This window comes from Pontivivens ytuae, from assembly GCF_015679265.1.
Lineage (GTDB): Bacteria > Pseudomonadota > Alphaproteobacteria > Rhodobacterales > Rhodobacteraceae > Pontivivens > Pontivivens ytuae.
The window spans coordinates 3,281,242-3,295,419 of sequence record NZ_CP064942.1; the positions used below are offsets into that span (position 1 = coordinate 3,281,242).

Genomic DNA, 14,178 nt, shown 5'->3' on the forward strand with positions numbered 1-14,178 from the left:
CGCGATAGGGAGGACGAAATGACCACATTCAACAGCCGCGCCGCGGCCCTCATCGCGACCGCATCCGCGCTCGGGCTCGCCGCGCCGGCGCTGGCCGACGACCACGCGCTCGACCTGACGGGCGAGACGGTGGAGTGGATCATCCCGTTCTCCGAGACGGGCGGATCGGCCCGCTGGGCAAACTTCTACGCGCCGCTGCTGAGCGAGGCGCTGCCGGGCAACCCGACGGTCGTCGTGACCTTCATGCCAGGTGCCGGCTCCACCCGCGGTGCGAACCACTTCCAGGGCCTCAGCTACGAGGACGGCACGACGATCTTCGGCTCCTCGGGCTCGACGCAGTTCCCTTATCTGCTCAACGACCCGCGCGTGCGCTACGAGTACGGCGACTGGAATGTCGTGCTGGCCTCCGGCACCGGCGGCGTGGCCTACCTCCCCGCCGACCTGGCGGCCGAGCTCGAAGAGGGCGGCGTCGAAGCACTTATGGATGACAACTTCATCTACGGAAGCCAGGGGGCCACGCGCCTCGACCTCGTGCCGCTGCTGGCATGGGAGATGCTCGGCCTCGACGTCGAGCCCGTCTTCGGCATCGAGGGCCGCGGCGACGGCCGCCTGATGTTCGAGCGGGGCGAGGCCAATATCGACTACCAGACCTCGTCCTCCTACCTCTCCGGCGTCGTGCCGCTGGTCGAGGCGGGTACCGCGGTGCCATGGTTCGCCTTCGGCGCGCTGGATGCGGACGGCAACGTCGTGCGCGACCCGACCTTCCCCGATATGCCGAGCTTCGCCGAGGTCTGCGAGGCGGCCCCGAACTGCGAGACGTCCGGCCCCGTGTGGGACGCATGGCTCGCCTTCTTCACCGCGGGCTTCCCGGCGCAGAAGATGGTGTTCCTGCCCGCGGGCGCACCGCAGGCGGCGATCGACACCTATACCAACGCGTTCCAGGCGATCACCGAGCGTGACGACTTTGCCGACATCTCCGAGGCGCGCCTCGGCGTCTATCCGCAGATGACCGGCGCGGCGGCACAAACCGCCCTCGAAAGCGCCACCCAGGTGCCCGAGGAGGCGCAGGCCTACGTCATCGAATGGCTGGCCGATCGCTACGGCGTCGTGCTCGAGTAAACGGTCCCCGCGCCTCCGGATCCGATCCGGGGGCGCGCATCGTGCCCGCTCCATTCAGTGAACGGAGGCCGTGATGGACCTCTTTGCGACCGCGATGCCCGCGCTTGGCGAGGCATTCGGCATGATCCTGCAACCCACCGTGCTGGGCTATCTCGTGCTCGGCGTCGTGATGGGCCTGTGCATCGGCGTCTTTCCGGGCCTCGGCGGCATCGCGGGCCTGTCGCTCCTGCTGCCCTTCATGTTCGGCATGGAGCCGCTCTACGGTCTCGCGCTGATGGTGGGCATGGTCGCGGTCGTGCCGACCTCCGACACCTTCGCCAGCGTGCTGATGGGCATACCGGGATCCTCGGCCAGCCAGGCGACCGTCCTCGACGGCTTTCCTCTGGCGCGCAAGGGGCAGGCGGCGCGGGCGCTGTCCGCCGCCTTCGCCTCCTCGCTCTTCGGCGGCATCGTGGGCGCCGCCTTCCTGACCTTCTTCATCCTTGCGGCACGCCCGATCGTGCTCGCGTTCCAGACGCCCGAGCTTCTGATGGTCACGATCTTCGGGCTGTCGATGGTCGGCATCCTGGCGGGCCGCGTCGCGATCAAGGGGATCGTGGCGGCCTGTCTCGGCCTGCTCATCGGCACCGTCGGGGAGGGTGCGGCCTCGGGCGAGCTGCGCATGTCCACCTATGACATGCCCTACCTGGTGGACGGGCTGAGGCTCGTCATCGTGGGCCTTGCCATCTTCGCCGTGCCCGAGATCATCGCCCTCTTGCGTCAGGACAAGGCCATCGCCGACCGACAGGTGCTGGGCGGCGGCTGGCTGGTTGGAGTGCGGGACTGGTGGGCGAACCGCTGGCTTTCCGTGCGCTGCTCACTCATCGGGGTCACGGTCGGCGTGATCCCGGGCCTCGGCGGCTCGGTCGTGGACTGGATCGCCTATGGCCACGCGGTACAGACCGCCAAGGACAAGTCCGGCTTCGGCTCCGGCGACATCCGCGGCGTGGTCGGCCCCGAAAGCTCGAACAACGCCAAGGAAGGCGGTGGCCTGGTGCCCACGCTGCTCTTCGGCATTCCCGGCTCCGGCTCGATGGCGATCTTCATCTCGGGCGTCGCCCTGCTGGGCACCGGGCAGATCGAGGTCGGCCCCTCGATGATCAACAACAACCTCAACTTCACCTACGCGATCGTCTGGTTGCTGGCGCTCGCCAACATCGTGGGCACGCTGATCTGCATCGCGGCTGCAGGCGGCATCGCCCGGCTGACCACGATCCGCTTCGCCCTGCTCGCCCCGTTCCTCTTCATGATCATCGCCTTCGCCGCGTTCCAGTCACGCCAGTCGATCTGGGACCTCGTGGCGCTGTTCGGGCTGGGCCTGCTCGGCATCCTGATGCGCCGCTTCGACTGGTCGCGCCCGGCCTTCCTGATCGGCTTCGTGCTCTCCGCCCCGGCGGAGCGCTACACCAACCAGGCCTACCAGATCGCGAGCTCCCGCTTCCGCCGCGGTTTCGAGGAGGGGATCGACTACATCTTCAGCCCCATCGTGATCGTGCTGATCGTCATCACGCTGATCTCGGTGGTCGTGGGTTTGCGGCAGGCCAAGAACATCCAGGCCGAGGGCCAGGTGAATTCGGGCGGCAAGCGCGCGCCGTTCCTCTTCCTGCTCGCCGTGACCGCCTATATCGCCGTCTCCTACTGGGATGCGGCGAGCATCCCCGACTATGCCCGCACGGACCGCGTCTTCCCGGTCTTCGTGGCGACGGTCGGGCTGATCGGCTGCGCGCTCCTGCTCCTCCAGATGCGCCTGCGCAGCGAGGAGCACGCCCTCTTCGCCGATCGCGAGATGATGGACCGCGACGTGAACGCCTATGGCCTCTGGCCGACACTGGCCTGGTTCGGAGGGCTGCTCGCGCTCACCGCCCTGCTGGGCTTCATCCTGGCGCTGGCGCTCTTCCTCGTGGGCTTCATCCGCTATCGCGCGGGCAAGGGCTGGGCCTATGCAGGAGGCTACACCGTGGCGGGCATCGCCTTCATCTGCGGGATGGCCGCGACGCTGAACCGCGACTTCCCACCGGGCCTCCTCCAATCCTATCTCGATCTGCCGTGGCCGCTGACATGACCCAAGACGCCGTTCCCTTCTGGTTCCTGCGGGGGGGCACCTCGCGCGGGCCCTATTTCCGCCGCTCCGACCTGCCCGAGGACCGCGAGGCGCTGGCCCGGCTGCTGATCGGCGTCGTCGGATCGGGCCATCCGCTCAACATCGACGGCATCGGCGGCGGCAACGCCGTGACGACGAAGGTCGCTATGCTCTCGGCCAGCGACGACGACTGGGCCGACATCGACTACTTCTTCGCGCAGGTCAGCGTGGAGGACCGGCAGGTCGATTTCAAACCGACCTGCGGCAACATCCTGTCGGGCGTGGGCCCCGCAGCGATCGAGATGGGTCTCGTTCCCGCGACCGATCCCGTCACCCGCGTGCGCATCCGCGCGGTCAACACCGGCGCACGCGTGGAGGCGGAGGTGCAGACGCCCGGCGGACAGGTCCGCTATGACGGCGAGACCGCGATCGACGGCGTGCCCGGAACCGCCGCGCCGGTGGGCCTGCAGTTCATGGACACGGTCGGCGGGGCCACCGGCGCTTTCCTGCCCACCGGCAACCCCGTCGACGAGATCGAGGGCAGGCGCGTCACCTGCATGGACGTGGCCATGCCCATGGTGATCGCACTGGCCGCCGATTTCGGCCTGACCGGGTACGAAAGCGTGGCCGAGCTCGAAGCGAATACCGACTTCTTCGCGCGGATGGAAACGGTGCGCCGCGCCGCCGGGGTCGCGATGGGAATGGGCGATGTCTCCACGTCCGTCACACCGAAGTTCGGCCTGCTCGCCCCGGCCCGCGACGGCGGCACCGTTGCCGCCCGCTACTTCATGCCGTGGCGGACGCACCCCTCGATGGCGGTGACCGGGGCGCAGTGCCTCGCCTCCTGCGTACTGACCCCCGGTACGGTGGCCGAGGGTCTGGCAGAGACCCCGGATGCCGGGCCGGAGACGGTCGTGCTCGAACATGCTTCCGGCCGGATCGAGGTCATCGTGGACTACAGCCGCGACGCGGACGGGATCACCCTGCGCTCCGCCGGGCTGGTGCGCACCGCTCGGCTGATCGCACGCGGGGAGCTGCTGATCCCGCAGGCTTGAAGGCCACAGGCATGCTTGGTATACAATGGCATGCAAATCAAGCTGGAGGCCGCCATGACCGACCCGCAGTTCGCAATCGTCACCGCGCGCAACGCGCTTGAGCAGGCGCTTTCGGGCATCTCGGACCAGATGCGCGACTACCCCACCCCGATCTCGGGCTGTGATGCGCAGTACAACCACCTCATCGCCGAGCGAACGCGCGTACGCGCCGCCCTGGCCGCGCTGGGACGCACACCCTTCGTGGCCACGCCCCGCACGCCCCATCCCGGTGCGGGCATCGAAAGCCGATGAAGGTCCACATCCTGGACGACTGGTTCGACACGCTGCGGACGCTGCCCTGCTTCGCGAAGCTCGGCGGACATGACGTCACAATCTGGACCGATCACGAGCCGGAGACCGACCGGCTCGCCGCCCGCCTCGCCGGGGCGGAGGCACTCGTCCTCTTTCGCGAGCGCACGGCGATCACCCGTCCCCTGCTCGAAAAGCTGCCTGACCTGCGGCTGATCTCCCAGCGCAGCGTCTATCCCCATATCGATGTCGAGGCCTGCACCGACAACGGCGTCCTGCTCTGCTCCAACATGCACAGCGACACGCCCTCCTATGCCGCGGCGGAGATGACGCTGGCGCTGATCCTCGCGAGCTACCGCCAGATCCCGCAGCAGGTCGCCTCGATCCGCGCGGGCACTTGGCAGGCGGGCGTCGGACGCACCCTGCGGGGTCGCATGCTCGGGCTCTACGGCTATGGGCGCATCGCGCGGGCGGTCAGCGACTACGCCGAGGCGATCGGTATGAGCGTGCAGTGGTGGGCGTCCGAGGAGGGTCGCGCCCGCGCGCGGTCAGACGGACGGCGCGTCGCGGGCAGCCGGGAGGCCTTCTTCGCCACCAGCGACATCGTGAGCCTTCATGTCCGCCTCAAACCCGCGACCCGCGGCATCATCACCGCCGAGGACCTCGCTACCATGGCGCCGCGCAGCCTCTTCGTGAACACGTCGCGCGCGGGCCTCGTCGCCCCCGGCGCGCTGGAGGCGGAAATCGCGCGCGGACGCATCCACGCCGCGGTGGACGTGTTCGACAGCGAGCCGCTCACCGACACGTCCCACCCGCTGCTGACCAGCCCCGACGTGCTGCCGACACCGCATCTCGGCTACGTCACCGAGGATGAGTTCGACCTGCAGTTCTCCGACATCTTCGACCAGGTCGTGGCCTATGCGCAGGGCGCGCCGATCCACATGATCAATCCGGAGGTCTTGCGCGCATGAGCCGCGCGGCGAGCGGCGCACCGATGATGACGGTCACGATCCGCAGGATGTGGTGCGTGACGACGAAGGCCACGTCCGCGCCCGCGATCAGCGCGAGCACCGTCATCTCCGCCTGACCGCCGGGCGCGAAGGCAAGCAGACCCTCGATCGCAGGGGCCGCGCCGAGCCCGATGGCGACCAGCGCGAAGAGAGCGGCAAGCGCGATCAGGACCACGCAGTAGCCCATGGCCGCGGCCACGTCGCGCCGGACCTCCGCCCCGGTAACGCCGGAATACTTCGAGCCCACCGTCATGCCGATGAAGAACTGCGCGGCCCAGATCGCCTCGGCCGGCGGGCGATGCTCCAGGACACCCGCAATCGACAGCGCCCCCGCCGCGATCATCGGGCCCAGGATCGACGCACCGAACAGCCCAACCGCCTTCGCCACACGCCAGCCGATGAGCCCCGACAGCACCATCAGCGCCAGCTGGCCCGGCGCGATCTCGGTTGCGGGCGCACCGGGCGGGTTGCTCAGATCCACGCCCCAGACACCCTCGAGCAGGAAGGGCAGCGACACCACGATCACCATCACCCGCGTCGCGTGGATCAGCGAGAGCGCGCGCACATCCGCCCCCGCCTCCTCCCCGAAGGCAAGCATGTCCTGCAGCCCCCCGGGCATGGCGGAGTAGTAGCTCGTCGCGAAATCGAAGCCCCAGAGCCGCTGGAAGTACGGCAGCCCGATCAGCCCCGACAGCAGGATCAGCAGGGGGATCATCACCAGCGTCGGCCAGAGCGCGGGCATCCCCAACACGACCGAGAGGCTCAGCGACGCGCCGATCGCCACACCCAGGATGGCGCGCATCGCATCGTTGAGCGGTTTCAGCGCGCCCAGCTCCACACCCGCCAGCCCGGCGGCGAGACAGGCGGCGATCGGCCCAAGCAACCAGGGCAAAGGCAGGTCCGCCGCCATGAACACACCGACGCCGACGGCCGAAATCGCCCAGGTCAGCAGGACGCGCCTCATGCGCGCATCACGGACAGCCGCTGGCGCAGCGCGGTCTGCAGATGAGCCTCCGCAGCCGCCCCGGCAGCCTCCTCATCGCGCGAGCGGATGGCATCGGTGATCGCCTGATGCTGGCGGCAGACCAGCGCGATATGCTCCTCGTCGGCGAGCGTCGTAGGCCCCAGCAGCAGGAGCGCATTCGTCATCGCCCGCGTCGCCTCGATCAGAAACCGGTTCCGCCCTGCGCGGTAGAGCGCCTGATGGAACTGCTGGTTGAGCGCTGCGGCCTGCGCACTCACCGAGAGGCTTTCCGCGATGCACGCGTTCAGCGCGTTGAGTTCGTCCACCTCCGCCATCACCGCATGCCGCGCGGCCAACTCCGCCGCCGTGCGCTCCAGTACGATCCGCATCTCGTAGAGCTCGACCAGCTCGGTGTGGCTGAGCGTGCGGATCACCGCGCCGATGCGCGGACGATGCTCGACGATCCCGTCCGACTCGAGCCGGCGCAGCGCCTCCCGGATCGGAGTGCGCGACAACGAGAAGCGCTCCGCGATCTCGATCTCGCGCAGCCGGTCGCCGGGGCCGTAATCCCCGGCCCGTATGGCCGCGATCAAACGGACATAGGCCGCCTCACCTTGCGAAAGCGTGTCTTGGATCGTGTCGTTCATATGGCCTTTAGAATTGTATCCTCTTGGATACAATATCTAGATGGAGAGCGGGGGAATGTCAAAGCGATCGATCGTGGACGGATCGGGCAGTGCCGTCCTCGCGGCCCTGGAAGGCGGGTCAGAGGTGTTCGTCCTTTAAGCGGCGGACGAAGCGCTGGGCGGGCGGCAACACAAGTGCACTGCGGGCGCGATGCGCGTCGCCTACGACTAGAGGTGAGAAACTGACGCCGCTCCTTTGCGATCCAGCCGACCCGCGCCGCGCTCGCGCCGACTTCGGCAGTTACACCGTGACGAAGTCTGGAAAAGGCCTTCTGAGCATTGAGTACGGTCGCCTGCTCTCGCCGAGACAGGAACGACTGATCGGTTTGTCTCCACCGATCATGAACTGGTTTGCTTCGCAGGGCATGATCCTCGAGCCGATATCAAGCGGCCGGAGCTTCAAAAAGAACAACGGGATCATCTTCTGCGCCGTGCACCTCCTCGAGTTGTGGCAGGATATGCTTCTGCGCCTTCGCCAGGAGAACCACTACATGCAAGCCGAAACCGGCCTGATCGTGTAAGAGGATTCGCGCGTCGAACGGAGTGGGTCCAACTGACCCATCGCATCGTTGATGAGGGCAAGGATCTCCGCAACCAAATGGACGCATAATTCGGCTGCGCTGTGCTCGACCAGACGACCCACTTCGCCTGATGATTCTTCGGCCCCGAGCTAGCGCCGCTACTGTAAGGCGACTAGCGATTTGATGAGGCTTATTTCTTAGAGACTGACACGCTCGAGCAACCGGTGAAAGAGCTCGAAAGTGTCAACCGAGCCGCTTCCCATTCCGTCTTTCACAACGTCAACGTGGAGTTGGACACTTCCATCCCCTTCGACCTCACCCCGATGGACGAAAAGGACGCGCCAGGACTTGAGCCGTCCAGCTCAAATGGGACGCAGGCGCTCGACACACCAATCTGCGGCGCGCACCCGCTCACTGACAGGTCTACATTCAAATATAATATAGTAAAAACTTCCCAAAAACAACTCTTGTATTTAAAAAAGTAATTTTTTATAAAGTCAATTTTTAAATATTATTAATATTATTTTTTTGAGAGTATATATTTGACGCGGTTTTGGCCGTTTGGTAAGCAGCGGAGCAGTGACCCGAGACATCGGCAGGGATTTCGACGACAGAAGGGAACGCCTCCGGACAGGGGTTGTGTCTGCTCGCGATCGGGCGACAGCCTTGCAGCACATCGCATGTGATCTCGAGGCATCTCGGCCGTGTGCCGCGGCGTTCGTCGTATCGGACGGGCTTGCCGCGGCTTGGTCTGCCGGGGATGCCTGCTCGGGCCCTCTTGTCCCACGAGGCTTCGCGGACCCGCTCGGCGTCGTGTCGTCGGCTGATGAGCCACTGGACCGCTGCAAAGGCACACACGACGCCGGTGCTCCAATGGCGTCGCGTCTCCTGCCATTCTTGATGACGAACCGGATGGAGCGCCCATCTCTGTTTGGGACACCGTACAGTTGGGCGCTCATGCCTCCTGTTTTACACATGCAGCTGGTCGCGGTGCGATGGGTCTTCAGGCAGGTTGCATCGGCCGTCCCGCTCTTCTCCTGGGAGTTCTCGGCCGCCCGACAAAGATCCTGGTGAACACACCTGCTCGCTCTCGTGCCTCCAGCGTTTGTGCAGTGCTTCGTGCGCCGTATCTCCCCGGCGCGTCGCACCAGCGCAACTCATTGCGAGTGACAAAGATGACGCCGGGCGTTTCGCACTGATGCCGAACGCGGGGCCTAAAGTGACACTCCCGCGTTCGGCTGAGCCCGCACCATCTGAACATCCATCAACCAGAGCAGGGCGCCCATGTCATAGCTCGCCTCTTGAGGGGCCATGTGAAGAGCTACGGCGTTATCGTAGGGCGTGATCCTTATTTGAATTTACATCACATAAAGCATTTTGACGGTGGAAAGTACGAGCCAAAGCTAGTTCATAAAGTCCGGTTTCCGGCGGGCGAATATTCGCGGTGAAGGAGCTCACGAGAGTTTGTCGTGCGCTAACATCTCGTTATTCAAGACCGCCGCCACTAATGGCCTCTCCGCTTCGCACTGCTGTCGAAACTCAGCGACTGCCGCGGCCCAAAGGTCTAGCTCACGCCGATCAACGACGGCCCGACACACAACCTTGACGGGTGTAACTGCGGGCGTACTATGAATACCCGGTTCGTAGTAGTTCCCGAACATGTTCATTGAGTCTCCATGTGGCCTGGTCCGAGTACTTGGAGACGTCGGTTGCAGCCTTGAGGACGGGACGCCCGTTCCCCTCCCCGGCCGACGAACGAAGGAACTTGTCGCGGCCCTTGCCCTGGAACGCGGGATGCCCGCTCCGCGCGAACGGATCTGGGGCAGAATTTGGCATGACCAGCCCGACACGCAGGCCCGCAAATCCCTCAACACGGAGCTTTGGCGGCTGAAATCTGCGCTGGGTTCGGCGGGTGCGTCGACCGACCGCTGGCTCAATTCGGACGCCTCGATGCTCGCGCTGCGCTGCTCCAATGGCGGGGTGGAGATCGATCTCGTCAACTTCCTCGGCGCCTTGCGTCGCGACGACGGGCCGGAGCCGCTGGCCGAGGCCGTCCGGGCCTATCGCGGCGAATTCGCGCGGGGCCTCGAAGCGGACTGGATCGAGGAGGAGCGCCGTCGCCTGCGCACCTCTTACCTGAGGCTTCTGCGTCGGCTCGCGGAGGCGTGGCGGCTGGCCGACCGGCTGCGCGACGCGCTTGAGACCGCCGAGGATCTCGTCCGGGCCGAGCCGTTCGACGAGGAAGCCCGCCGGCTTCTGATCGCGATCAAGATCGACAGCGGCGATAGGGCAGGGGCGCTTCTCCAACTCAGCGAGGTCGAGGCTGTGTGGTCGTCCGAACTCGGCGTCACGCCCGCACCCGAGACCCTTGCCTTGCGAGAGGCCTGCCTCGAGCCACGCGAAAGAGGCTACCGGATCGAGCAGGCGGGCCCGCGCCGTTTTGCCATTGAAGAGGCCCAGCGCCGCTACACCGTCGAACGCCTCACCGAAGGCCGGGCCATCGCGCTCCACGCTCGCATCTCCCGGATGCGCATCCACGCCGAGTCGCTGATGGCCGAACTGGCAGCGCTCGATGATGCGCTCGACGACGACCTGCCGGAAACCGACTGAGCCCCCATTTCATTCGCCTCCGTTGGAGAGCCGCGGCACAACCGAGGCAGCACGTCTCTACGCGTTTTGCTGCTCCCGTGATTGCCCCGTGATCGCCGTGAAGAGCGTGGCGTGACTGCGGCCTGACACCTTGCTCATCACGAATTTCCCACCGCGGTCCGCAGCCTGCGCGGCACGCGACCAAACATCACCGAGGGGCCTTCGCCCCTCCACACCAAGAGGTGACCCGTGGCCCAGATGTCCCGCTATGCCCGTCCACCCGCACCGCCGCTCGCTGCCGAGCGCCACAACACGGCCCCCGGCGGAGGGTTCGGTGAATTCTTCGGTGCTCGCGAAGCCATGCACGACGACTATGACAACGAAGAGGATTTCGACGAGCTCGACAGCTACGACGAGGATGATGCCGAGTTCTTCGGCGAGGACGCCTACGACATGCCCGAGGCGATCGCCGAAGACGCCGAATGGCAGGAGCTCTACGACAACGGCGTGACCTATCACGACGCCGTTCGGCTGGTGTATCCTGAATTCGCCGACAGCTATGACGATGACATCGACCTCGCGCTCGAGGAGTGGATGTCGGAAATGTCGCCGGAGGAGATCGAGAGCTTCTGGCGCTCTCTGAAGCGCGGCTTCCGCACCGTTGTCCGGGCGGCTGCGCCGGTGGTCCAGGCCGCAGCGCCCATCGTCGGCCGCGTCGTCGGTACTGCCATCGGCGGACCGGTCGGGTCCCAAATCGGGGGCGCCGTCGGCGGTCTCGTCGGGCAGGGTGCCGGTGCGCTCGGCCGCTCGATGCGCCGCCGCCCGGCCCGCAGTCGCATCCGCCGCCGGCCGATGCGCCGCATGCGGCGTTCGCCCGCCCGCAGCCGTTACCGGTTCCGGGGCGGGAATGCGTATCGTGCCCGGCGGCGCCGCACGCGCGCCTACCGCACGGGTCGCGCCGCCGGTCGCTTCGCGCGCGGCGCCGGCTCGGCGCTCGTGAGGACGCTGCGCAATCCGCAGGTTCAGAACGCGCTCTACCAGGGTGCCCAGGGCGCCGTCGCGGGCGTGTTCGGCCGCGATCAGGCGTTCTCGGACGCTGCGGTGCTCTACGCGCTCGAAGGCGGCATTCAGGAAGCACTCCGCGAGATGGAGGAGATGCACGGTGACCTCGACAGCTCCGAGACCGGCCTGGTGCCCGGCGACTTCGACAGTGCGGAAGATGCCTTCGTCGAACTCGTTGATGCGCTGGAGGACGCGTGATGAGAGCGCTCCCGTTCGAGAGCTCCGGTTACGATCCCGAAGATGCGGTGATCACCGGCTGGGATGACGAACGGCGCAGGCGCGGCACCCGCCGCCGTCGCCGGGATCGCTACCAGCAGATGAGCGCTTCGGCACTTCGGCGATTGAGGCGTCGACTGCGCGTTCGGGTGCGCCGGATTACCGCGGCGCTCAAGGCAAAGTCCGGCGAAAGCGTGGCACTGCCCTACGAAAGCACGAGCGGACGCCGGTTCGGGAGCCCTCTCGAATGACCGGCGCGAACGACACCGAAGCGCTCCTCGGCGCGCTGGCCGACCGGCTTGGTGGGGATGATCCCACCCTCCGGCAGCTCCTCCTCGCCTCCCTGGGAGAGAGCGCCGGAGCCCCGGCCGAGCCCGATCCGCGTGCCGCCGAGGAGGAGGTGCGCACCCTTCGCCGCAGCCTCCGGCAAAGCGAGCGTCTCAACCGCGCCCTGATGGCAAAGCTGGAGATGCTGGCCTGCGCACTCGGCGCGTGCCCCTCCTGCTGGGGCGCGGATGACGGTTGCCCCGATTGCGGGGGCGAGGGTTTGCCGGGCCGCATGGAGCCCGACGCGCAGTGCTTCGACCGCTTCGTGGCGCCCGTGCTCGATCGCCTCGACCAGGACCTCGACTGGGACGCCGAGCCACAGAGCCATGCCGCGCCTGCCCGCCGCAGGCCGCGCCCCGCATCCAAGTCCGACAGAGGTTCCGGCGCGTCCGCCCGGCGCCTCTCCCCGATCCCCGTGAACAAGGAGACCAAGTCCGATGGGTAATTCCGGTTTCGACAACACGGCGCTGTTGGCGCTGAGCGGGCTCAACGCCCGCGAGCAACTCGACGACGACGACCTCCTCGACTTCGATCCTGACGAGGAGGACGACGACGATGACGAGGCGATCTACTTCGGCGAAGACGAGTTCGACGACGATGACGAGGGCTACTTCGGCGAAGACGACGATGATGACGATGACGAAGGATACTTCGGCGAGGACGACGACGATGATGACGAGGAAGTCTTCCTCGACGCGGACTCCGCCGAGGACGCCGAACGTCGCCGCCGCCGGCGTCGCTTCGGCCGTCGGTTCCGCCGCCGCCTGCGTCGCACCTCCTATCGCCGCCCGCGCTACCGCAGCGTCGGTCGCCGTCGTCGTCTCGCCCGGCCCAAGGGCCGTCGCACGACGACGCTGAGGTCGCCGACGGGCCAACGCATGCGCGTCCGCTTCGGCACCAAGTTTGCGACCGCGGCCGAGGTGAAGAAGCTCATCAGCGACACGGAGAAGAAGTTCGCCGACGCGATGAAGGAGCGGAAGGCCAACTTCAACCGACTCTCCAAGCAGATCTCGAAGGCCACCAAGAACCTCGACAACAAGGTCTCGGCCATGGGCTCCCGTGTGAACTCGGTCCGATCCAAAGTAAAGAAGGTCGAGGAACAGTCGCGCAACTCGGCGCTGATCGGGCTCCTGCAAGGGGCGCCGAAGGTCGAGGAGGTCCGACTGACCGGCGAGCTTCCGGTGACCGGTGGGTCAATCTCGGCCAACACCGTGATCCCCGCGGAGGTCAAGTTCAAGAAACCCGACATCCTGTTGCCGCTCGCGCTGTCTGGTGGCCTCACCGGAGGCGGATCCGGCGGGAACAACAACATGCTCCTCCTCGCCCTCGCCCTGAGCGACCGCGACTGAGCCCAGAGAGAAGGAGACGGAGAAATGGTAGATGTTCTGAGAGTGGCCTTCGCCAGCCGGGAGGGCTCGGACCCGACCAACGCCCTTCTGGCCAGCCAGCCCGGCGTGATCGGCGCCATCGGCTCGCTGCGGCAATACGAGGCCGAGCGGACTGAGCGTGAGGGACGCGAGGCCGCCTTGAACGAGGTCGTGGCCAAGACCGTAGAGCTGAAAACCGTCGAGAGTACGCTCAACACGGCGGTCTCGCGGGTCTACAACATCACGCCCGACGCCGAGGGGTTCGCTGCCCGAAAGGCGGAATTCGCTGAAGAGATGAAGAAGACCGGCCCGGACGCGAAGCCGCTGATCCTCGGCGACGATGACCGGCTCGACGGCATATCCCCGGCGGTCCTCGACAATCTCGCGGGCCTTCAGGCGGTGATCGACGCGGATATACGCGCCGCGCAGGGTCTCGGCGACGGTCAGCCGGTCACGGATGCGCAGCGAGCAGTCCGCATCCAATGGATCCTCAACAGTCAGGCCGACGATGGCCAGGGCGATCGGGGCGGCAACGGCGACCAGAAGAACGGTGAGCAGGGCAATGACGGCGCGTCGGCGCAGCCACAAGGCCGAATGTTTGCCGTCGGCGTCACCCCGGCCCAGGCCAGTGCGGGGCGGGATGTGCTGGAAAACATGGAAATGGCCTGGGCGATGACCACCGGCCTGCCCAATTTCCCGCCCGCCAACGCCGACACGGTGACTTGGAGCGGCAATCTACGGAACCTTCTGTTTGCGGCTCACAGCCACCACAGCAATCTCGTCGCCGCCGCAGACGAGACCGCGGATGTCGAGGCCGATTTCTTTGCCTGGATGCAAAAGCGGCTCTCCGCCTGA

14 protein-coding genes are annotated in these 14,178 nt (G+C 66.5%); 12 read left to right on the plus strand and 2 right to left on the minus strand.

The window, feature by feature from the left end:
- The first annotated feature begins 18 nt into the window (after positions 1-18).
- From I0K15_RS16265 to I0K15_RS16285, 5 genes are all read left to right on the plus strand, one after another.
- Complete coding sequence (locus I0K15_RS16265; RefSeq protein WP_196102536.1) at positions 19-1,119, plus strand: type 2 periplasmic-binding domain-containing protein; 1,101 nt, start codon at positions 19-21, stop codon at positions 1,117-1,119.
- A gap of 73 nt (positions 1,120-1,192) precedes the next feature.
- Positions 1,193-3,220, plus strand: coding sequence for a tripartite tricarboxylate transporter permease (locus I0K15_RS16270; protein ID WP_196102537.1), 2,028 nt, complete (start codon positions 1,193-1,195; stop codon positions 3,218-3,220).
- On the plus strand, positions 3,217-4,293 hold the full coding sequence (locus tag I0K15_RS16275; RefSeq protein WP_196102538.1) for a 4-oxalomesaconate tautomerase: 1,077 nt from the start codon (positions 3,217-3,219) through the stop codon (positions 4,291-4,293). Before I0K15_RS16270 ends, I0K15_RS16275 begins: the two co-directional genes overlap by 4 nt.
- 30 nt (positions 4,294-4,323) lie before the next feature.
- Positions 4,324-4,584, plus strand: coding sequence for a hypothetical protein (locus I0K15_RS16280; protein ID WP_196102539.1), 261 nt, complete (start codon positions 4,324-4,326; stop codon positions 4,582-4,584).
- Positions 4,581-5,552 carry a D-2-hydroxyacid dehydrogenase family protein gene (locus tag I0K15_RS16285; protein WP_196102540.1) on the plus strand — a complete coding sequence of 324 codons (972 nt, stop codon included), beginning with the start codon at positions 4,581-4,583 and terminating at the stop codon, positions 5,550-5,552. The genes I0K15_RS16280 and I0K15_RS16285 overlap by 4 nt, the downstream gene beginning before the upstream one ends.
- Here I0K15_RS16285 and I0K15_RS16290 read toward each other — a convergent pair.
- On the minus strand, positions 5,527-6,555 hold the full coding sequence (locus I0K15_RS16290) for an AbrB family transcriptional regulator (protein ID WP_196102541.1): 1,029 nt from the start codon (positions 6,553-6,555) through the stop codon (positions 5,527-5,529). The genes I0K15_RS16285 and I0K15_RS16290 overlap by 26 nt on opposite strands.
- A complete protein-coding gene (locus tag I0K15_RS16295) occupies positions 6,552-7,202 on the minus strand; it encodes a GntR family transcriptional regulator (RefSeq protein WP_196102542.1) in 651 nt (216 codons plus the stop codon). Before I0K15_RS16295 ends, I0K15_RS16290 begins: the two co-directional genes overlap by 4 nt.
- 380 nt (positions 7,203-7,582) lie before the next feature.
- Between I0K15_RS16295 and I0K15_RS16300 the strand changes: the two genes are divergently transcribed.
- The 7 genes from I0K15_RS16300 (at position 7,583) to I0K15_RS16330 (ending at position 14,178) form a co-directional block, all read left to right on the plus strand.
- Positions 7,583-7,762 (plus strand): hypothetical protein, encoded by a 180-nt coding sequence (locus tag I0K15_RS16300; RefSeq protein ID WP_230374157.1) that lies wholly within the window; start codon positions 7,583-7,585, stop codon positions 7,760-7,762.
- 1,794 nt (positions 7,763-9,556) lie between these two features.
- Positions 9,557-10,372 carry an AfsR/SARP family transcriptional regulator gene (locus I0K15_RS16305; RefSeq protein WP_196102544.1) on the plus strand — a complete coding sequence of 272 codons (816 nt, stop codon included), beginning with the start codon at positions 9,557-9,559 and terminating at the stop codon, positions 10,370-10,372.
- Between the two features lie 228 nt (positions 10,373-10,600).
- Positions 10,601-11,611, plus strand: coding sequence for a hypothetical protein (locus I0K15_RS16310; protein ID WP_196102545.1), 1,011 nt, complete (start codon positions 10,601-10,603; stop codon positions 11,609-11,611).
- Positions 11,611-11,880, plus strand: coding sequence for a hypothetical protein (locus I0K15_RS16315; RefSeq protein WP_196102546.1), 270 nt, complete (start codon positions 11,611-11,613; stop codon positions 11,878-11,880). The genes I0K15_RS16310 and I0K15_RS16315 overlap by 1 nt, the downstream gene beginning before the upstream one ends.
- Positions 11,877-12,401 (plus strand): hypothetical protein, encoded by a 525-nt coding sequence (locus I0K15_RS16320; RefSeq protein WP_196102547.1) that lies wholly within the window; start codon positions 11,877-11,879, stop codon positions 12,399-12,401. Before I0K15_RS16315 ends, I0K15_RS16320 begins: the two co-directional genes overlap by 4 nt.
- The gene (locus tag I0K15_RS16325; protein ID WP_196102548.1) at positions 12,394-13,305 is read left to right on the plus strand and encodes a hypothetical protein; all 912 of its coding nucleotides are present in this window, start codon (positions 12,394-12,396) and stop codon (positions 13,303-13,305) included. The genes I0K15_RS16320 and I0K15_RS16325 overlap by 8 nt, the downstream gene beginning before the upstream one ends.
- Before the next feature lie 42 nt (positions 13,306-13,347).
- Positions 13,348-14,178, plus strand: a complete 831-nt coding sequence (locus I0K15_RS16330; protein ID WP_196102549.1) for a hypothetical protein — start codon at positions 13,348-13,350, stop codon at positions 14,176-14,178.

Coding starts and splice junctions, on each gene's coding strand:
- I0K15_RS16265 (WP_196102536.1), top strand. CDS start 19: ATGACCACATTCAACAGCCGCGCCGCGGCCCTCATCGCGACCGCATCC.
- I0K15_RS16270 (WP_196102537.1), top strand. CDS start 1,193: ATGGACCTCTTTGCGACCGCGATGCCCGCGCTTGGCGAGGCATTCGGC.
- I0K15_RS16275 (WP_196102538.1), top strand. CDS start 3,217: ATGACCCAAGACGCCGTTCCCTTCTGGTTCCTGCGGGGGGGCACCTCG.
- I0K15_RS16280 (WP_196102539.1), top strand. CDS start 4,324: ATGCAAATCAAGCTGGAGGCCGCCATGACCGACCCGCAGTTCGCAATC.
- I0K15_RS16285 (WP_196102540.1), top strand. CDS start 4,581: ATGAAGGTCCACATCCTGGACGACTGGTTCGACACGCTGCGGACGCTG.
- I0K15_RS16290 (WP_196102541.1), bottom strand. CDS start 6,555: ATGAGGCGCGTCCTGCTGACCTGGGCGATTTCGGCCGTCGGCGTCGGT.
- I0K15_RS16295 (WP_196102542.1), bottom strand. CDS start 7,202: ATGAACGACACGATCCAAGACACGCTTTCGCAAGGTGAGGCGGCCTAT.
- I0K15_RS16300 (WP_230374157.1), top strand. CDS start 7,583: ATGAACTGGTTTGCTTCGCAGGGCATGATCCTCGAGCCGATATCAAGC.
- I0K15_RS16305 (WP_196102544.1), top strand. CDS start 9,557: ATGCCCGCTCCGCGCGAACGGATCTGGGGCAGAATTTGGCATGACCAG.
- I0K15_RS16315 (WP_196102546.1), top strand. CDS start 11,611: ATGAGAGCGCTCCCGTTCGAGAGCTCCGGTTACGATCCCGAAGATGCG.
- I0K15_RS16320 (WP_196102547.1), top strand. CDS start 11,877: ATGACCGGCGCGAACGACACCGAAGCGCTCCTCGGCGCGCTGGCCGAC.
- I0K15_RS16325 (WP_196102548.1), top strand. CDS start 12,394: ATGGGTAATTCCGGTTTCGACAACACGGCGCTGTTGGCGCTGAGCGGG.